We start from the raw sequence: 19,394 nt of genomic DNA on the forward strand, positions 1-19,394 counted from the left end.
TCCCCCTTTGCTATTATTTAATAGCTTTTATACTAAACATCTTGTCTGGAATATAGAATTCATCTCTTTCCACAAAGATGCGGTCCCCAAAGGTTTTGTCTGTGATAATATCCTTAAAACCTATTTCTTCTAATATATGAACATCCCACTCTGGTCTGTCTAATGTACTGATTGTAAGCATGTGATAAATGTTGTGGCATTCATCTGCTAATTCCTTTGAAACATTTTTGTGTGCAATGTTCTCAGGACTATTAAGGTTGTGTGCACCCTTTGCGTATTCTGCGTCAAAGTTTAAAAGCACTCCACCCTTTCTAAGAACACGATACCAATCCTTGTATGCATCAATAGGATGTGGCAATGTCCATGTAAGATTACGTGTGATTACAACATCAAAGCTTTCATCAGCAAATGCCACATTTTCAGCATCTCCAACCATAGCCTTAACATCGTTAGGATCTAATCCGTATATACGAATCATTTCATTTGCCTTTGTAATCATTTCTTCTGTAAGGTCGATACCAGTAACCTTGTGTCCCTCTCTACCAAGGATTACTTCAAAATAACCTGTTCCGCAGCCTAAATCTAATATATTAAGACTTTTACCAGCTGGAAGTAGCTGCTTAATTTCTTCCAACCATTTTGCTGACTTTTCACTTTCTATTTCGTCATGTCTAAGTTCAAAAAAACTATCTGCCCTTTTTGTCCAATAGCTTTCTACCTTGTCTTTAATATTTCCTGCTTCATCTTCAAATGCGATATGATGTAACTCGCCCATTATTTATACTACCCTTTCACTGCTTTTACCAAAAACATTGGCGTCGAACAGTAATTAATCTTTTCCTTTTCGGAATATAAAATACTGCCTATATCTTCCACGCTGCTCACCGAACCTGCGTGTATGCTGTTAAGATATTCCACGTCCCATGCAGGTCTTAACTGATGTGTCAGTGGCATATCGAAAGCAATCTGCTCCATTGTATCAAAATTTGCCCCAATATTATAGTCCTCAAGGCTGGACAATTTAACGTTTTCGCGGTCTTTCATGTATTCCTTACGCTTATTTTCATCAATTAAATAAGTGTACCAATTTGCATCAAAAACCATCATCAAACCCTTAGCTTTAAGAACCCTAATCCAGTGGCAGTATGCCTTGTCTGGATGAGGCAGATTCCAAGTAAGATTTCTTGAAATGACAACATCAAAGCTTTCATCTTCAAATGGAAGATTCATAGCATCACCTTGGATAAAGTTGATCTTATCTGCAAGTGCACCTGCGTTTTTCTTTGCCTCTTCAATCATGGACTGGGCAAAATCGAAGGCTGTCACATTGTAGCCTTCCTCTGCAAGAATGATAGAAATAAAGCCTGGCCCTGCACCTACGTCCAATATCTTAATATCAGAAGGTGCCCTATCTGGGAAGCTGGCGCTGATTTGGCCACAAAGATATTCCTTCCAGGTTCTGTGCTGAATCCCCTCAAGCTCCTCTTTATTAACATCAGAATAGCCTGGGGCTCTGTTTAGCCAATATTCTTTATTTATTGATTCTAAGTTGTCTTTATTTATCTGCATCATTATTTTCCTAAGCTTTTTTAACCTTATAACTTTACCATAAAATAGCCCATAATAAAAGGCTATACTGCGCCCCAATACTGCAGCATAGCCTATTATCCAGGTCTAAATATTAGTTAATGTCAAGATCAACAGTTACCTCATAATAATCACATGCATGAGCTGTCCAATTTGAAACATTAGACTTAGAAATCATGTTCATCTGAAGGAATGAACAGAATATGTATGCATTATCATCTAAGATTTTCTGCTGAAGCTCTATTGCAAGCTCTGCTCTCTTGTCTGTGTCGAACTCTGTTGAAAGCTGGTTGATTAAATCAGTTACCTCAGTGTTCTCATATGCACCAAAGTTGTAATCCATTCCTGGAACACAGCTTGTTGTGAAGAAGTACTGTGGGTCACCTGAAGGTGCTGTAACAAGTGCAGATGCATAAATATCGAAGGATGACATATCTGCAAGGAAGTCACGTCTGTTTGCTGTACAGTTAATATCTACATCCATACCGATTTCCTTAAGTGTAGACTGAACTGATTCTGCAAGAAGTGGAAGTTCCTGACGGCTAGGATATGTAAGCCAACGAATAACAAGCTTCTTACCATCCTTTTCGCGGATTCCATCACCATCTGTATCAACCCAACCTGCGTCCTCTAAGATTTTCTTAGCTTCCTCAGGATTATAAGTTTCTGTCTTAATGTTCTCGCCGCCAAACTTGCTAAAGCCGTCTGGGAATGCGCCGTTACCTACTACACCGTGACCATCTAAAAGTGTTGCTACAAAGCCTTCCTTATCGATGCCCATCGCAATAGCTTTTCTTACTGCATCGTCTTTAATTACAGGGCTAGTCATGTTCATAGAAGCAAAGAATGCTCTAGATGTCTGGATGCTAGAGAACTGGAAGTTATCGTTCTCAAAGTTTGGATATGCCTCATAAGCCATACCGTATGCAGCATCAATATCACCTGAAAGAAGTGCTGCTGAAAGTGTATCACCATCAGAGATTGTTCTGATTGTTAAGCTATTAAGCTTAGGTGTTCCGTTCCAGTAATATTCGTTTGGAACAAGTGATAAATGGTCATCTGTAACAAGCTCTGTAGCCTTGTATGGGCCAGTACCTGCAACGATACCATTTTCAAAATCTGAAGCATCTACATCGATGATACAAGCATATGGATCACCAAGGTAGTTCATTAATGCTGGGTTAGCTTCTGATGTTGTTATCTTAAGTGTAAGACCGTCAGCTTCGATACTTTCAATCTTTGTATCAAGTGGTGCTCTATCGTGGTTCTCAAGAAGGTGCTCGAAGCACTGCTTTACAGCCTCTGCATCCATATCTCTACCTGAAGAGAACTTAACACCATCACGAAGTGTGATAGTCCAAACCTTGTCACCATCGTTTTCCCATGAAGTAGCAAGCCATGGCTCAAGCTCCATTGTATCTGTGTAGTGAACAAGTGTCTCGCCAACTCCGTAACGGATACATGGCCAACCATTGTAAGTTACATGTGGGTTGATTGTCTCTTCCCAGTTTTCAGCATTGAAGGTTGTATCTCCAATTACCATACTCTTTTCTGTCGCTGCTGTTTCTATTGAAGCAGAATCTGTAGATTCGCTCTTGCCACAGGCAGCGAACATTGTCATTGTCATAGCACCAATAAGTACTAATGATAATAATTTCTTTCTCATTCTAATACTCCTCTTTCTTATATATTTGAAAACCTATATGGTTTACAAAACTGATTCAATAAGTCTTTTTGTATAATCGTTCTGTGGATTTTTGATTATGTCATCAGGTTTGCCCTGCTCCACAATCTCACCATCGTGCATTACAAGCACTCTGTCACAAAAATCCTGTACAACAGCCAAATCATGACAGATAAATAAAATAGAAAGCTTTTTGCCCTGACTTTCTCTTAGGCTTCTAAGCAAATCTATTATTTCCTTTTGGATGGTCACATCCAGTGCAGATGTGGCCTCGTCGCAAATCAGGATTGTTGGATCAATGGCCAAGGCTCTTGCTATTGCCGCTCTTTGGCACTGACCGCCGCTGACCTCATGTGGGAAACGACCTGCAAAGCTTCCATCAAGTCCACATTTTTCCAATACCTTTTCTACTGCTGCAGCCGCCTCTTTTTTGCTAAAGCCATTATTCTTTAGACTTTCTGCAATTCCATCGCCTAATGTGCATCTAGGATCAAAGGATTCTATTGGAGACTGGAAAACCATCTGCAGCTTTTTATAAAGGCTTCGCAGCGCCTTTCCTTTGATATGTGTAATATCCTCTCCATCAATAGTGATAGTTCCATCTGTTGGTTCTATTAATCTGGTAATCATATTAACTGTGGTACTTTTACCACTGCCGCTTTCACCAATGATTCCAAGGCATTCTCCTTCATATAGACAAAAATCTATATTAGAAACTGCAGTGAATTCCTGCTTATTCTTGCCTTTAAAGGTTTTGGTAAGATTATTTACTTCTAATACTTTTTTCACTCTCTCACCTCTTCAGCTTTGGCACAGCGGACATAAGCTTTTTAGTGTATTCCTCCCTTGGAGAATTTAACACCTCATCCTTTTTGCCATACTCTATTATCTGGCCGTCCTTCATAACTATCAGATTGTCCGCCATAGCATTGATTACGCCAATGTTGTGGCTGACGATAATCATGGAGGTTCCAAACAGCTCTCTGACCTTTAGCATCTCATCTATAACAAGCCTTTGGATTGAAACATCTAAGGCTGATGTTGGCTCATCTGCAAGGATGACCTTTGGATTTAAAAGCATAGCTGCTGCAACTCCTACACGCTGCTGCATGCCGCCTGACAATTCAAAGGGATAGCTTTTTAAAATTCTTTGAACATCACTGAAGCCGATTTTTTCAAAAAGCTCTGTTGCCTTTGTTCTGAAATCATCCTTTGAAATCTTTTCATGGGCACACATGGCTTCATACAACTGGTCCCCTACAGTTCTGATAGGACAAAAGGCTGACCCTGAATTTTGGAAAATCATACCTATTTCTGGGCCATTGATTTTCCTCATCTGTTTTTCAGATAAATCTGGGATATCCATTCCCTTAAACCAAATATCACCTCTTGTTACAAGGCCTCCTTTTCCAAGAAGGTTCATAGCCGCCTTTATAACAGTGGTTTTTCCAGAGCCAGATTCGCCAACGATTCCAAGAATCTCCCCTTCCTCCAGCTTTAGATTTATGTCCTTTACTACCGTATTTCCGTTATAGGAAATATCTACATTTTCATAGGAAAGTACACTCATTAGCTTCTCACCTCCCTATTCTTTGGATCCGCATAATCGCGGATGGTATCACCTAGCAGGTTAAATATCATGACCGAAATAAAGATTGCAATACCAGGGGCAAGTGTTACCCATGGCACAATTGTAATCAGACTTCTAGTGTCACTCATCATGCTTCCCCACTCCGCTGTAGGTGGCTTTGCGCCAAGTCCAAGGAAGCTAAGTCCTGCAAGCTCCATCATCATGGTTCCAATATCAAGCATTGAAGTAACAAGAATTGGTCCCATGATATTAGGAAGAATGTGCTTAAAAATAATTTTTATTGTTGAACTCCCTGATAGTTTCGCAGCTCTAAGATAAACTGTTTCCTTTTGAGCTAAGGTCTGGCTTCTGGCGATACGGGCATACTTTGGCCATGATATTGCAGCTAAAGCGATGATTGCATTCTGCAAACCGCCACCTAATACTCCTGCAACTGCAAGGGCAAAAACAAGTCCTGGAAATGCCAAAAACATATCTGAAATACGCATTAAAATTACATCAATCCATTTACCAAACCATCCGCAGATGACACCGATTGCTGTTCCAAATGCAGTGATTATAGCCACAAGAAGAAGTGTGGAATAGATGCTGGTTCTACTTCCGATGATTACACGGGAAAGCATATCTCTTCCGTATCTATCTGTACCCAGCAAATGCTCCATGGATGGCGCAGCCTTGGCGTTTGATAAATCCTGAAGATATGGATCGTATGGTGTAAGATGACTGGAAAATATAGAGCCAATCAAAAGCAATACTGCCAATGTTCCAAATATGATTAATCTTGTTTTTACTGTTGTTCTTTTTATTTTTTGTTTTCTGATTGTTGGTGTACTCATTATTCCGCCACCCCCAATCTGATACGAGGGTCCAGCAAGTGATACAGCAAATCTGTCACAAGATTTACCATTACATAGATAATGGCCATCCACACAACATAAGCCTGTATCATTGGGTAGTCACGCATGGTGATGGCATCTACCGCAAGCTTTCCTACTCCATCCCACATAAAGATGCTTTCGATGATGGCTGTACCACCAAGCAAGCTTCCTATAGAAAGAGCAAGCAGTGTAATAATTGTAAGCATGGATGCCTTTATTACACTCTTCCAAAGAATGATGCTGTTTCTAACACCTCTAGCTTTTGCCCCTACTACATAATCCTTGTTCAGTTCCTCAAGAACTGTTGCACGCACCTGTCTCATATATTTTGATGACATGGCAATAGCAAGTGTAAGGGTAGGCATTATAGCACTTTGGATACTTGTCCCGCTTGATATAACTGGAAGTATTCCAAGCTTTATGGCAAGCAGCTGCATCAACAATAGGGCTATGAAAAAGTTTGGCATTGAATTGCCTACAAAGCTAAAAAAGCGCAAAAAGTAATCAGTAAATCTATCGTGTCTTACTGCTGCAATGATTCCAAGTGGTATTGATATTAAGATAGTAAGTAAAACTGATAAAACTGTAAGAAGAATTGTTGCTGGAAGCTTAGAAATAAAGGTGTCGAAAACATCCTTCCCAGATACATAGCTTACGCCCATATCGCCTTGGACCAGTCCGCCAAGCCATATAAAATACTGCTCTAAAAATGGCTTATCCAATCCCAGCTCTGCACGCTTGGCATTAATTATTTCAGCAGATACAGCCCCTTTGTCGGCATACATTTCTGTGATAGCATCACTACCTGCTACCTGCATCATGGCAAATGACAGAAATGTTATTCCAATTAGGACTGGTATTAATTGTATTAATCTATCTATAACGTACTTCATTCTATATCCTCATAAGCATAAAAAAAGCTTTACAGAAATACTCTCCATAAAGCTATTTTCTTGCACAACCGTTGATATAATATAAACCATATTTCTATGACTTTCAACCAATTAATGCTCTTTTAACTATTCATTTTATGCCGATATATATTCAAAATCGGAATACCTGTTATTTCATAAATCTTTCCATAACCTCTGTAGTATGCATAGATAATATTCCTGCACCGAAGGCCTCCATAATTTCAGTATAGCTATCATCTATAAACATAATCTCGTCCATGTTATAACCATCTCTCTCTGCTATCATCTTCATGATAAGCACCTTTTTATGACGGCTTTCTGTTGATATTAAATCACCATGATGCTCAAATACTCCTGGGTAGCACTCTCTTAGGCGATTGTATTTCGAATTGTATTCAAAAGAATTGCTGCATTCTGTCAGCCCATAAATTTTAACACCCTGATTAAAATGCAAATCATCAATCAAATTTTTAACTCCTCTAGGAGCCTGACATTTAATGTAAGCATTATTATTGATATTATATTTCAACCAATCGTTGGCATCTTCAAAGCCAACAATTCTTTTGCCTGCCTCGTTATACATCTTCAAGCAAAGCAAGGTGTTATCTACATCACCAAATAAGACTTTTATTTTCTTTAACTTTTCCTGCATATTAAAGTTTCTCCTTACCTATCAATCTTTCTTATTTAGGGTTTCTAGAGCCTTTTTAGATAATGCCTGGAGTCCTTTCAAACCACTATTTTTAAGTTCGGTTAATGTTAGTGCTCCAGTGGCCTCAAAAATCGCAAAAAGCTTTTCTACAAATTCATCTATTTCCTTGTCGCTCATTTTATAGACATTTTCTTTTAGTGTGGCATCTAATAGCATTGCTGTTTTGCTGATTTCTTTTACTGGGGTAAGCTTCTTTCCTTCCAAACACCAGGTAGCTATATTGTGCTGGGCAAGGCCTGCTACAGTGCTTTTTACCACCGTAGGCTGACAAATCGGCTCCATCAAAAGACCAACCACTGTATCCTCTGGAACAATACTTACAACCTTTGGTACAATGTCCTTTAAATCCTTGGATTCTGCTACCTTTTTCATAAAGCCTGGACCATCGTTGCTATACACCTTTGTTACCCTGTTTCTAATTGGTAATCCACATTTTGCCACAGCATATACTGCTAAATGGCCACCCTTAGAATGTCCTCCAACAATCAGCTTCTGCTCTGTATCCTTGGCAATTCTATTCAGATAATGGACAGCTTCCTTTTCCGCTTGAACCTCGGAAATTGCAAGCTTGAAATCCTCCTTCCAACCTACAATGGAATCGTCCGTACCTCTGTAGGCTACATAGCTAATACCACCTGGTAATAAAAATTCCATTGCAGCAAACTGTAAAGTTTTCTTAACATCAGTTTTACTAACGTAATTACGAACCTTAATATTTTTATATCTTACGGTTTTAGCCATGGCCTTTAGTGTAATTGGTGCATCCTTCAGAATAGAGCCATCTCTAAATTTTTTATTCTTGTATACCTTTGCAAAATACTGGTCTGATATTTCCTTTAGTGTCTTTTCCTCGGTAGCATTTGAAAATAAGCCGTCCATTTCCACATAGGATATGCAAGAAAGCACCAGGTTATCCACAACATTAAAGCCATCCTTGCTAAAGCTTATATCCCCACGCCATTTTATGTAATCCAATATTGTTCCCATCGGACACCTCCCCATTTAATTTCATAACTCAACATAAAATATTGTACATCACTTTTTTTGTCATGTCCGCAGATTTATTAAGTTGTCAATAAATTTTCACAATCTAAAAAAGAGATAGGACCTAAATCCTATCTCTTAAAATTCAATTACACTTTTTATTGAACTGTTACATCAAAAGATGTTCCAATTGTTCCTGCGCCCTGAATTCCGAAATCTACTGAAGCACCTGGCTCAATAGAAGAATTCCATGACATTGGTGTAATTACATAATAATTTCCATCCTCAGCGACATTTACGCACCAGCTAGAATCAATCTTTACATCATTCTTGTTAACCTTTACGGTCCAACCATTTACCTTTGATGTAGAATCATTCTTTACTTTAATTAATACCTGATATCCTGTTCCCCAATTGTTGATTGTATAATCTACCTTTAAACCATCTGCTACTACAGGTGTTGGATCTGGAGTAGGCTGTGGCTCTGGTGTTGGATCTGGTACTGGTGTTGGGTCTGGTGTAGGCTGTGGTTCTGGTGTTGGATCCTCTGTTGGAACCTCTTTACCATTGATTGTTGCTGGTGTTCCATCAACATGCTTCATAATAGCACTGATGATTTCTGGGTCACACCACTGAAGTGAATTTCTATCAATATATCTGTGACACTCGCCGTCTGAACCTGCAGCATTGTTCTGGTAAATGTTGTTATCCCAAAGAATCATTGCTACGTTTTTGTACTGTGCAGCCTTGCCCCAGTAATAATCAGCCCACTTAACACGCTCAGCTGTGTTATTTCTGTTTGTTGCACTTGTCTCTCCAACGATAACAGGTGTTCCCTTTGAAATGAACTTTGAGTTCAAATCATTGAAGAAGCTATCAATATCGTATGGATTGTCAAATCTTGTTGTGTAGCTATCACTTGCAAGAGCAAACGTATAAGGAATGTAAGCATGCACTGAAAGGATAAGTCTGTTGCTTGCAGAATCCTTTGGCATTCTAAATGAATCTGTCATGCAGCCTTCAATAGAAGCATCATAACCTGGAACCATAACGCATCTTGTAGCGTTGTTACCACCTGTTGCACGGATAGCATCAAGAGCAACCTGGTTGTAGTCATTGATGCATGCTACAGCTTCTCTTATGTCAGAGCTTGGGTTGTTTCTAGGGAACCACCACTCCTCACTGTGTCCAACAAGTCTTGGCTCGTTCATTGTCTCAAATACAAGATGATAATCATAATCCTTAAACTCTGTACCAATCTGTGTCCATACAGATTTAAAATAAGCTTCTGAACGGCTCTTATTGGCATTGTTTGGTACATAGAAGCAATAATCATTGTTAATATCATGATGTGTATTTAAGATTACATACATATCATTTGCGATACAGTAATCTACTACTTCCTTAACTCGGTTCATGAAGAATTCAGGAATCTGATAGTTAGAGCCTGTAGTATACTGTCCCCAAGAAACAGGAATACGAATAGTATTGAAACCTGCTTCAGCTACAGCATCGATTAATGCCTTTGTTGTCTTAGGATTTCCCCAATATGTTTCGTTAGATACTGTATATGGGAAATTAGCTTTCTGACCATAAGAATCTAAACTATTTCCTATATTCCAACCAACGCGCATATCGGAAACTACTTCTGCTGAAGTTTTGTTTGTGCCACTTGCAGCTTGAACTGTCTTAACAGGCACTGCTGTTACAATGATAATTAGTGTGAGAACTACCGCTAATACTTTTTTAATTGTATGCATTACCATACCTCTCCCTTCTCATATCATAAGTAATGTCGCGACACTTTTATAATACTTAAATCCGCAGGTTTAAGTCAATATTTTCGCGTTTTCTGTGGATTATTATACATTTATAGTTTTCTGTGTCTTTTACATCGTGCGCCAACTTAATTTCGTAATTCCCACTAATTTTTATTCGGTATTTTTAGGGATGTTGTCATATTTTTGTAATATTTAGTTCTCTTTAAGATAATGCCCTATTCTTATATTATGTGCATTTTTAACAAAAAACTTATTTTGATTTTTTGTACTTTTTTATCCATTTTTTTTGAGTTTCCAAAATAGACTTCTAGCCAAAATCAAAATACATTAACATAAATAATCTGAGTTGGATAATCCGATGATGTCATATAACCAATAACTGAACCGTTAGGCTTTAAAATCATCAAAGTTGTATCCATTCCACCATTTGGGTTATTGAAATCACTTGGGTGTACAGATGCGTGATAAGGATACTTTACGCCATTAATAGTCATTGTATCCTTGAAGCCCCATCCATCGGCTGCGATGTATGCACTCCAAGATGCCTCGTCATTGTATGTACGAACTGTAAGACCACTTCTGCTGAGCACATCGTTCATAGAAGTATAGCCACTGGCACGCAGGTATGAATCCAATGCTTTAAAGTTCCAAGAATCACCATATTCAGCGTAATAGCCTTCTGCCGAAGCTGAGTCATAATTGAGACCTGAACAATAATAAGGCATATTAAGCTCGAAAGTGTTGCCGTCATAAGAAAATAATGTTCTAGTTGGCATACTACCTCTTAAATCAATAAATCGCTGTATGTGAACACGTCCATCAGCGCTGTCTGCAAGTGTTATATCCGCCTGTGCTCTGTTCTCTTCAGTCCAAGCGCCGTGAGGGTCTTCGATACTACCATCGCCACCTTTTGAAACGGTGAGACCTAACAAATTCGCAGCCTGTTCAAGATTCATACTACCAATCTGAGATGCGCTGTAATCTTTACCATTATAAGTGAATGTGTCCCCCTTGACCATCAGAGCAAACAACGCTGGGTCGTTAACTGTAGAAGTTGCAACAGCCTTAGCTTTCTTTGTTGACTTCTTTCCCTTTGCCTCAGATGTGATTGTGCTTGTAGCAACAAGACCCATAATCAAACAAAGCGATAATACTGCTGTAAAAATACGTTTAATCTTTCTCATATTAAAATCCTTTCCGGTCGTTTAGACCTTTAAAATCTTATCGTTATAAAGATTTATATTATACATAAGCAATTAAGTAATGTTATTTTAATCCCTGCGAACACAATATGTCAACTTACGTATAACGCTTTGCATTTCTATCCTAATAAAAATATCAATATTACATCATTTTTCTGATATTTATAATCACAAAAAATTACTGCTTGTAGTAAAATGGTACATGCAAAATACAACCTAGGAGAACTTATATGAAAAAGAATAAAAGAAGAAAACGAAAAAGAATTATCTCAGTCACACTAATTATAGTAGCATTGTTATTAATTATCGGATGCGCTGTATATATTGGCTACAACAAAGTGGTGCAGTCGTCTGAATCTAGTGTTTCTAATTCAAGTGTTACAAATCCAGCAGATTCTAATTCAAGCGACACAAAATCAGATGCCTCTGAATCAGGCCAAGTTAGCACAAATAGCTCTACAGCAAGCACAGATTTTAAACTTTCAGATGATTTAGCTGGAGCAATTGCTCTAATCGCTCAAAGCTACAATGAATTTGATTCAACTTCAGTAGAAGGTGAAGCTTGGCAAGAGTTCTTTACTAGTCATTTTTTAATGAACTCACATTATGGCTTCGAATATCTTAATGACCTAACAGAAAAAAACTCAAATATAATTGATGAAGAACAGGCTGAGTATATGTCTTATTCTCTTACTGGTGTCAAATCAGATTTTACATTTGCTGAACCTTTAGATTACAATAATGCTTCCTCATTCCTTAATGATGTATATGTAGAAAACTACACTTCAGAACCAATTGATGACGGGGTGCTTATTCATGCAGTCATCACTACTACCGAACAAACACTTGAAAATGATGACGTAATAGTATCCAATGTTTCTTACAATGTAGACGTAAAGCTCATCACCAACCCTTCAAGCTGTTTTGATGGATATAGCATTTACTCTCTTGAATGCATTCAGCAATAATAAAAAATGGAGGAATTTAAGGTTCCTCCATTTTGTTTCTATAATCTAATTACTATATTTCCATATCCCTTTCATCTGCGAAACTAATACAGCAACATCCCAATGTTTTTTACTGTTTTGAGGACTATTAGGATCATTTACTATTATCTTACCATTAGAATCTATTCCAGCTAACACAATATAATGACCAGATTTTGTAAAGTCTTATTAAAAATTTACTTCTATAATAAGCTTGCCATCCTCATAATCTGCTTTGACACTGCAGTTCATTCGTTCAGCAAATATTTTAACTATTGATAGTCCCAGTCCTGTCGAATTGCTGCGTGCATTTTCAACAGTAAAAAATCTGTCAAAGAGCTTGTGTACATCTACAGTAGATAGCTTTGCAGAAGAATTACAAAACATAAGTCTGGCATCATCAGTAAGAGTTATTTTAAGATCTCCATCACTATATTTAATGGCATTGCTGAAAAGATTGTTCATTATCCTTTCCACATAAGTCGGATAAAGCCTTCGAACTATCTTTTCTTCTGAAATGTTTATATCTGGTTCTATTCCCCTTGCTTTCAGCGCAGGATAATAATTCATAATGCAATCTTCAAGAACCCTACCGATATTTACATCCTGTTTTTCTTCTGTTATTTCTCCTCCGGTTATGATTGAGTATTCAAAGAGCTCCTCGGTGAGCTTTTTCATATGGTCTACTCTGCCACTTATTATTTCCAGATACTTCTCCATCTCTGGACTTTTATCCTGCCTATTCGCAAGCTCTAGGTAACCACTTATAGCAGTCAGTGGTGTTCGTAGGTCATGCGAAATATTGGTGATAGCTGTTCGTATATCATGATCACCATTTTCATATTTGTTATAGGAATCTCTCAGCTTTACTATGGTCCTGTTCAAAACTATTGCAAGTCTTCTAACATCCTTGTCCCTGCTTGAAACACTCAACACTGTATTGGTATGAAGACTAGCTTTTTCCTCATAATCTTCGCTTAACTCCCTTAAGGAAAGTTTCATTGCTGCAATTTTCATAATCAGGAAAACTATTATGATAAGACAGATTATTAGCAGATATTTCATATATTAACAACTCCCGGATTATAATTCTTAATACTCAATTGGATCGATTGGAGTAACCTCATAGTAACATATTAACGCATCATAACGGTCTGTATAAATCATCGAAGTCCTATGGCATTTTCCAATATTCCATGATGGAGAATAACCTTCTCCAATAAGCCCTGTAAAAACATAGTTGTGAAGCTTTTTGTAAACACTACTATTTTCATCTGTCACCTTAGAAAAATCAAGGCAGTAAGTTCCATTTTTCATAAACTTTGCCTGATAGGCTATTGGGTCATCAGTGCAAAAATAATGGTCTGCTCTTTCGTATTTATCTTCATAAGTCCCAGCGGTATGAATATTTACCTTTCCTTCGTAGAATCCTGTTCCAATGCAGTAATAGCTTCCATCAAAAAGATCGTTTATATTATCACCCATAGTATTATCGTCTTCTGCTGGTAAAACACTTGAACCACCTTTCATTACATGGGCATTGTGACCAGTGATTACCACCTGGCGGTAGCCTCGCTCATTTTCAAGAGCAGAATAATCTTTTAGAAGCTGTGCCATCTGAAGGTCTCTGTTTGTGGCAAATTCATCAGGTTCTTCATCGAAATTTGGCGCGTCTATATTTAAAACAATACATTTAGCAACAATGGCAAGCTGATTAGCCTTAAAATCTTTTTCCGAAGAAAGGCGTTTTTGAAGCTCTACGAAAAATTCTCTGTCATTCTTGTAATCATCTGAAGATCTTATATTAAACGATAATATCTTTTCTTTTTCCGCTTCTGTAAGAGGAGTATCTTCATTGCTACAGAGCTGCTGCAAATAATAAACCCCAGTCTGTGCTCCCTGAATATCAACTCCATAAAACATCAGTGATTCTTCATAAGGAACTGTTTGGTTGTAGTCCTTCATCCACTGTAAAAGCTCAACCATCTCAGGAGTATCGTAAAGGGGATAAGATTGTTTGCCTATTGTTTCAACAAGATTTGAATCTTCATCATGTATAGCATCATTTATCATCGCAGCATCGCCAGTTGCCATCTCAAAGCAGATGCACCTACCATGTCCACCATTTACTACTTTTTCAAGTACATCTCTTTTAACCAACTGAAATTCACGATTCCCATGAGTAGCCTCTCCGATTCCCACTACCCTCACATCGCTTGGAATCTCTAGCTCCTCAAAACTCTGTGCAACCTTATCTATTTCCTCTAGCTTTTTTTCTGCTGAAAAAGCCTTCGTACACTTAAATCCCGCAAGCATTGCAATAAACATAGCTGATAAGAATACACTTGCAATGAAGATATATTTGTATCTTTTCACTTTTCGAACTCCTCTCATATGGATGTATTTGTCATTTTATATCTCTCTTGTTAATGCCAAGTGTACCTAGTAAAACAGTAACTATTATTATTGAAAGAGAAATAATTATCAGCACACCATATCCTGGATTATTTCTTTTATCAGCCATTCCAATCATATTAATCCACTGCCCCATGGTAGAAATATTGTATATAATTCTTCCAATAACAAATGAGTTACCTTTTAATACAAATACAAGCAAAAGATTACCAATCATCACTATATTATCTGTCAAATACAAGATAAGAAATGCTAATATAGCAACAAGCACTGTCTTTTTCACACGCATGGCAATCATTTCCAATACTGAAATATATGCGGCAATAGACAGGAACATAATGAAACTCTTAGTCAACAATTCTACGCTTATTTTTGCGCCACCAACTATACCCGCTATAAAATAGCATGCTTCCATGATAGCTAAAGAAGTAATGTGAGAAAAAAGAATTCCCAAGTAAATTTCCTTCTGTGAAAAGCCTGCAATAAGCTTATTTCTAATAGTGCCGTCACGATATTCTGCATTTGTATTTAATGGAACAAATATTGTGAAATAGGCCATCATTGCGAGACTTATAAAAATCATTCTTCCGTCGCATCCCATTTTTTCAAATCTTTCTGACATGCCAATCGTATTTGCGGTAAATACAAAGGTCACAACAATTGCAATAATGCATCCCAGTATATATATCCAATTTTTTAATATTCTGTGCATATTAGCTCTATATATGTTTTTCATTTTTTTCTCCGTCTAAATATTATCGAATTTCTTTTTTAGTAAACACTATGACACCGACGACTACAGAAATAACCACCAGTCCGGTGCATCCAACAATATAACTTAAACTATCCCAATGTGGCTCATCTAATAGATATGAATATGGAATATATCTGTCTATAAACTTATATAATTCCAGCTTTGTCCCTGTAAGCATACAGTTTCCCTTATCTGGATAAAGCTTATCCAGCACATGGGTCCCCAACATCTTTAGCAAAAATGCTACTGCAAGGCCTGCAACATAAGAGATTTTACTTCCGCCCATAATCATGATCAAAGCTGTGGAAAATGCTCCTATAGACATGCATGCTAAAGTTATCACAATCCAGTAATCCGCAATCTCAGGTATAGAGAAATCCATGAAGCCCTTGGATAATATTGGCATGACTATCATTGAAGATACAAAGGCTACAATTGTCAACAATGCTCCTTGAAGCATTCCACATATTACTGCCGAAAGGAATGCATCATATCGTTTAACTCCTGATATGAATTTATTTCGAATACAACCGTCTTCAAAATCTCTTTGTGTAATAAAAAGCGTTGATATAGTAACAATAAAAGCTGCTACTGAAGGATACAAAAATGCAATCTCATCCGATGCTACCTGTCCCTCACTCAAAAAAACTGTCAACGCCCAGATTAGAAGACTTGCAATTAACTGGTATATAAATATGATAAAAATCACCACATAAAAGCTGCGGCTAAAAAAAATCCTTCTTGAATCAGCATACAGATTTCTGAACATCTTCTTTGCCTCCCAATAATGAAAGATAAAATGCCTCAAGGCTCTCATCATGCTCTTCCATTGTTATTATTGTGCATCCGACATTATCACAATCTTTTGCTATTGTGGAGAAATTAAGCTCGGAATATACATCAGCAGTATTGTTACTTATAACCTTATACTCTATTCCTTTTTCTTCCATAATCTTAGTCAAAAGCCCTACATCACTGACTTTCATGCGGACCGATTTACGACATTCATTCTTCAGTTCATTACTACTCATCTGACGAACGATATGCCCGTTGTCGATAAATCCGTAGTTAGTTGCTATCTTTGAAAGTTCATCTAAAATGTGGCTTGATATAAGAAATGTAATTCCTCGCTCTCTGTTGAGTTTAAGAATAAGCTCTCTTATTTCAATTATGCCCTGAGGATCAAGACCATTGATAGGCTCATCAAGAATTATAAAATCAGGATTGCCACATAAAGCGACTGCTATTCCAAGGCGCTGACGCATTCCAAGTGAGAAATTTCTTGCCTTCTTTTTCCCGGTATCAGCAAGCCCTACAAGACTTAGTAACTCATCAACATTACCAAAGTCTGGAAGGCCTAACATAAGACACTGCTGTATCAGATTATCCCTTGCAGTCATGTCTTTATATATTGCAGGGGCCTCAACAACTGCTCCTACTCTACGTCTTGCTTTAGAAATATCTGGATCATCAGCAGTTTTTCCTAAAAGCTCATAGAATCCACTACTAGGTTTCTGAAGGCCACACATAATCCTTATGAGAGTTGTCTTGCCGGCTCCGTTTTTTCCAACGAAACCATAAATAGCTCCCTTTGGAATTTCCATATTTACATCTGAAAGAGCGGTATACTTTCCATATTTTTTACTTATTCCATTTGCTTTAAAAACATATTCCATAAACTTTTCCTTTCAACTCATTTTCTGCAAGTAAGCTTCAAATGGGTTCTGTTTTTCTCCAATCTTTACTGTATATAAAAAATACCACCTTCTGGTCAAGAAAGTGGTATAGAGAACGTCAAGATATCGTCAAGATGCATGGAATTGAAAACCAATTCCGTAAATCGCCTCAATGTGGTCTATGTTATCTACCTGCTGAAGTTTTTTCCTGACATTGCAGATATGCTGTTTTAAAGATCTTTCTGTACAATCAGGTGTTGACACACTTATTCGGTCTAGAATAGTACTACGTCCTATTGGCCTATTAGGATTTAGCATAAGAATATTCAAAATAGCTGATTCCGTCCTAGTGAGATTAATCTCTTGTTCGCCTATAGACACTGTCATAAGATTCGTATCTAAACTAATATCTCCGACCTTAACTATTCCTTCCTCTAATGAAGATGCATTTCCCGTATTTGTGCCCATAAGTCTCAGATGAGCTTCAATCCTTGCGAGTAACTCTGCCAGTGCAAATGGCTTAGTAACATAATCACAAGCACCCTTTTTCAGAAGATTTATTTTACTGTCAATGTCAGATTTGGCGCTTAATACTATGGTAAGAATTCCATTGAATCTAGTAATGAGTTCCTCTCCCGATAACCCTGGGAGCATTAAATCGAGAAGTATTATGTCTGGTCTTCCCTTCTCTAATAGCATAAGAGCTTCTGTCCCTGAGTATGCCCTGGTAACGATGTAGGATTCAAGCTCAAGCGCTTCCTGTAGCATATTTCCTATATTTACATCATCTTCAACAATCATTACTTTATAGCTACTCATTCAATAAGCCCCCTAATTTTAGTCTAATTTTCCATGAATGGTACATACTTTTTACATTTTATTCGAAGTAGCACCTTCGTGCAAGTATACTTCCTTCATTTATTTAATCTCTATAATGCTTCCCTTACCAGTCTTGTGATACTCACTGATACTCATTTTCTGTAAATAAAAAAAAGCGCTGAATCAATGAAGATTCAACGCTTCTTAAAAAATTATTTAGCGTGCGTGAGAGGATTCGAACCCCCGACACCTTGGTCCGTAGCCAAGTGCTCTATCCAGCTGAGCTACACACACATATTATAAAATTACTAAAAAGTAAAAATGCCGTAGACCGGAATCGAACCGGTACGATGTCGCCACCACGGGATTTTAAGTCCCGCGCGTCTGCCAGTTCCGCCACTACGGCATAGCCAAAAGGCTAGTGGGACCTACAGGGCTCGAACCTGTGACCCTCTGCTTGTAAGGCAGATGCTCTCCCAGCTGAGCTAAGATCCCATGGGAACAATATTAAGATTTTGAACGACCCCAGAGGGACTTGAACCCTCGACCTCCGCCGTGACAGGGCGGCGCTCTAACCAACTGAGCCATGAGGCCATATTAAAAATATTATAGAAAGTGGACCCTCAGGGACTCGAACCCTGGACCGACCGGTTATGAGCCGGTTGCTCTAACCAACTGAGCTAAAGGTCCATATCGTAAAACAAACAAGCAAGACCTTTACAAAAAAAATTGGCCTCTTTCCATTTTTGAAAAAAAGCCGATGATCGGACTCGAACCGATAACCTGCTGATTACAAATCAGCTGCTCTGCCAATTGAGCCACATCGGCTTAAAATGTTGCCTTAGGCAAGTGACTCCGACGGGAATCGAACCCGTGTTACCGCCGTGAAAGGGCGATGTCTTAACCGCTTGACCACGGAGCCATAAAAATATCTGACCACTAGACGCCTTTTCTTTAGCGACTGAATCATATTATCACAAACTATGAAGTTTTTCAATAGTTTTATGAACTCCCCAAGTAGGACTCGAACCTACGACAACTCGGTTAACAGCCGAGTGCTCTACCAACTGAGCTATTGAGGAATATTTTTTTCCCGAAGGAAAGTGGAGACGGAGAGATTCGAACTCTTGACCCCCTGCTTGCAAGGCAGGTGCTCTCCCAACTGAGCTACGCCCCCAAATGGGTAAACCATCTATTCGATAGCAACCTCAAAACTTCACACAGTAAAACTTACTCTTCCGATTTTTGCTACATTCTTTTCTTTTAGAATAAACCTTCGATCTATTAGTATTCATCAGCTGAATGCGTTACCGCACTTACACCTTGAACCTATCTACCTTATCGTCTTTAAGGGATCTTATTTCCTTGAAGGAATGGGATATCTCATCTTGAGGGGGGCTTCACGCTTAGA

At 38.1% G+C, this 19,394-nt stretch carries 18 protein-coding genes, 9 tRNA genes, 1 rRNA gene and 1 pseudogene; 1 reads left to right on the top strand and 28 read right to left on the bottom strand.

All coding sequences use genetic code 11. The annotated features are described in order from the left end of the window. Positions 1-13 precede the first annotated feature (13 nt). From BM097_RS03460 to BM097_RS03510, 11 genes are all read right to left on the bottom strand, one after another. The gene (locus BM097_RS03460; RefSeq protein ID WP_090545946.1) at positions 14-775 is read right to left on the bottom strand and encodes a class I SAM-dependent methyltransferase; all 762 of its coding nucleotides are present in this window, start codon (positions 773-775) and stop codon (positions 14-16) included. 8 nt (positions 776-783) lie between these two features. After that, a complete protein-coding gene (locus BM097_RS03465) occupies positions 784-1,569 on the bottom strand; it encodes a class I SAM-dependent methyltransferase (RefSeq protein WP_090545948.1) in 786 nt (261 codons plus the stop codon). A 112-nt stretch (positions 1,570-1,681) separates the two neighbouring features. After that, positions 1,682-3,253, bottom strand: a complete 1,572-nt coding sequence (locus BM097_RS03470; RefSeq protein ID WP_090545950.1) for an ABC transporter substrate-binding protein — start codon at positions 3,251-3,253, stop codon at positions 1,682-1,684. Between the two features lie 42 nt (positions 3,254-3,295). Continuing rightward, on the bottom strand, positions 3,296-4,060 hold the full coding sequence (locus BM097_RS03475; protein WP_090545952.1) for an ABC transporter ATP-binding protein: 765 nt from the start codon (positions 4,058-4,060) through the stop codon (positions 3,296-3,298). Positions 4,061-4,064: 4 nt separating this feature from the next. Then, positions 4,065-4,841: an ABC transporter ATP-binding protein gene (locus tag BM097_RS03480; protein WP_090545954.1), complete on the bottom strand. Its 777-nt coding sequence runs from the start codon at positions 4,839-4,841 to the stop codon at positions 4,065-4,067. After that, positions 4,841-5,698 carry a nickel transporter permease gene (gene nikC, locus BM097_RS03485; RefSeq protein WP_090545956.1) on the bottom strand — a complete coding sequence of 286 codons (858 nt, stop codon included), beginning with the start codon at positions 5,696-5,698 and terminating at the stop codon, positions 4,841-4,843. Before nikC ends, BM097_RS03480 begins: the two co-directional genes overlap by 1 nt. Then, a complete protein-coding gene (nikB, locus tag BM097_RS03490) occupies positions 5,698-6,633 on the bottom strand; it encodes a nickel ABC transporter permease (protein ID WP_090545958.1) in 936 nt (311 codons plus the stop codon). The genes nikC and nikB overlap by 1 nt, the downstream gene beginning before the upstream one ends. Positions 6,634-6,802: 169 nt before the next feature. Then, complete coding sequence (locus tag BM097_RS03495) at positions 6,803-7,306, bottom strand: hypothetical protein (RefSeq protein WP_090545960.1); 504 nt, start codon at positions 7,304-7,306, stop codon at positions 6,803-6,805. A 21-nt stretch (positions 7,307-7,327) separates the two neighbouring features. Next, a complete protein-coding gene (locus BM097_RS03500; RefSeq protein ID WP_177197353.1) occupies positions 7,328-8,353 on the bottom strand; it encodes an Mbeg1-like protein in 1,026 nt (341 codons plus the stop codon). 155 nt (positions 8,354-8,508) lie between these two features. Next, the gene (locus BM097_RS03505; RefSeq protein WP_090545989.1) at positions 8,509-10,110 is read right to left on the bottom strand and encodes a cellulase family glycosylhydrolase; all 1,602 of its coding nucleotides are present in this window, start codon (positions 10,108-10,110) and stop codon (positions 8,509-8,511) included. 338 nt (positions 10,111-10,448) lie between these two features. After that, positions 10,449-11,315 (bottom strand): hypothetical protein, encoded by an 867-nt coding sequence (locus BM097_RS03510; protein ID WP_090545964.1) that lies wholly within the window; start codon positions 11,313-11,315, stop codon positions 10,449-10,451. 248 nt (positions 11,316-11,563) lie between these two features. Between BM097_RS03510 and BM097_RS03515 the strand changes: the two genes are divergently transcribed. Continuing rightward, positions 11,564-12,301, top strand: coding sequence for a hypothetical protein (locus BM097_RS03515; protein ID WP_090545966.1), 738 nt, complete (start codon positions 11,564-11,566; stop codon positions 12,299-12,301). Positions 12,302-12,346: 45 nt separating this feature from the next. Here BM097_RS03515 and BM097_RS17025 read toward each other — a convergent pair. The 17 genes and pseudogenes from BM097_RS17025 to BM097_RS03600 all read right to left on the bottom strand — a co-directional run. Further along, positions 12,347-12,493: pseudogene (locus BM097_RS17025) on the bottom strand (C39 family peptidase); the annotation flags it as partial. 15 nt (positions 12,494-12,508) lie between these two features. Continuing rightward, positions 12,509-13,384 (bottom strand): sensor histidine kinase, encoded by an 876-nt coding sequence (locus BM097_RS03525; protein ID WP_090545970.1) that lies wholly within the window; start codon positions 13,382-13,384, stop codon positions 12,509-12,511. A 27-nt stretch (positions 13,385-13,411) separates the two neighbouring features. Next, positions 13,412-14,695: an erythromycin esterase family protein gene (locus tag BM097_RS03530; protein WP_177197355.1), complete on the bottom strand. Its 1,284-nt coding sequence runs from the start codon at positions 14,693-14,695 to the stop codon at positions 13,412-13,414. Between the two features lie 31 nt (positions 14,696-14,726). Continuing rightward, on the bottom strand, positions 14,727-15,470 hold the full coding sequence (locus BM097_RS03535; protein WP_090545974.1) for a hypothetical protein: 744 nt from the start codon (positions 15,468-15,470) through the stop codon (positions 14,727-14,729). A gap of 19 nt (positions 15,471-15,489) precedes the next feature. Further along, entirely contained in the window at positions 15,490-16,257 is a 768-nt protein-coding gene (locus BM097_RS03540) for a hypothetical protein (protein ID WP_090545977.1), read from the bottom strand. Next, positions 16,235-17,164 (bottom strand): ATP-binding cassette domain-containing protein, encoded by a 930-nt coding sequence (locus tag BM097_RS03545; protein WP_090545980.1) that lies wholly within the window; start codon positions 17,162-17,164, stop codon positions 16,235-16,237. The genes BM097_RS03540 and BM097_RS03545 overlap by 23 nt, the downstream gene beginning before the upstream one ends. A 129-nt stretch (positions 17,165-17,293) precedes the next feature. After that, complete coding sequence (locus BM097_RS03550; RefSeq protein ID WP_090545983.1) at positions 17,294-17,983, bottom strand: response regulator transcription factor; 690 nt, start codon at positions 17,981-17,983, stop codon at positions 17,294-17,296. Between the two features lie 220 nt (positions 17,984-18,203). Beyond that, a tRNA-Arg gene (locus BM097_RS03555) sits at positions 18,204-18,277 on the bottom strand. A 28-nt stretch (positions 18,278-18,305) separates the two neighbouring features. After that, positions 18,306-18,389: transfer RNA gene (locus BM097_RS03560), tRNA-Leu, on the bottom strand. Positions 18,390-18,405: 16 nt separating this feature from the next. Continuing rightward, positions 18,406-18,478, bottom strand: a tRNA-Val gene (locus BM097_RS03565). Positions 18,479-18,503: 25 nt separating this feature from the next. Beyond that, positions 18,504-18,577: transfer RNA gene (locus BM097_RS03570), tRNA-Asp, on the bottom strand. A 22-nt stretch (positions 18,578-18,599) separates the two neighbouring features. Next, positions 18,600-18,673: transfer RNA gene (locus BM097_RS03575), tRNA-Ile, on the bottom strand. A 65-nt stretch (positions 18,674-18,738) separates the two neighbouring features. Further along, positions 18,739-18,811: transfer RNA gene (locus BM097_RS03580), tRNA-Thr, on the bottom strand. A gap of 22 nt (positions 18,812-18,833) precedes the next feature. Then, positions 18,834-18,905 (bottom strand) — tRNA-Glu (locus BM097_RS03585). Positions 18,906-18,992: 87 nt separating this feature from the next. After that, positions 18,993-19,065: transfer RNA gene (locus BM097_RS03590), tRNA-Asn, on the bottom strand. A gap of 22 nt (positions 19,066-19,087) precedes the next feature. Beyond that, positions 19,088-19,160 (bottom strand) — tRNA-Ala (locus BM097_RS03595). Between the two features lie 87 nt (positions 19,161-19,247). Then, positions 19,248-19,394: ribosomal RNA gene (locus BM097_RS03600) — 23S ribosomal RNA — on the bottom strand; the annotation flags it as partial.

Origin of the sequence: Pseudobutyrivibrio sp. OR37 (genome assembly GCF_900113655.1) — a bacterium.
In the GTDB taxonomy this organism is placed as follows: domain Bacteria; phylum Bacillota; class Clostridia; order Lachnospirales; family Lachnospiraceae; genus Pseudobutyrivibrio.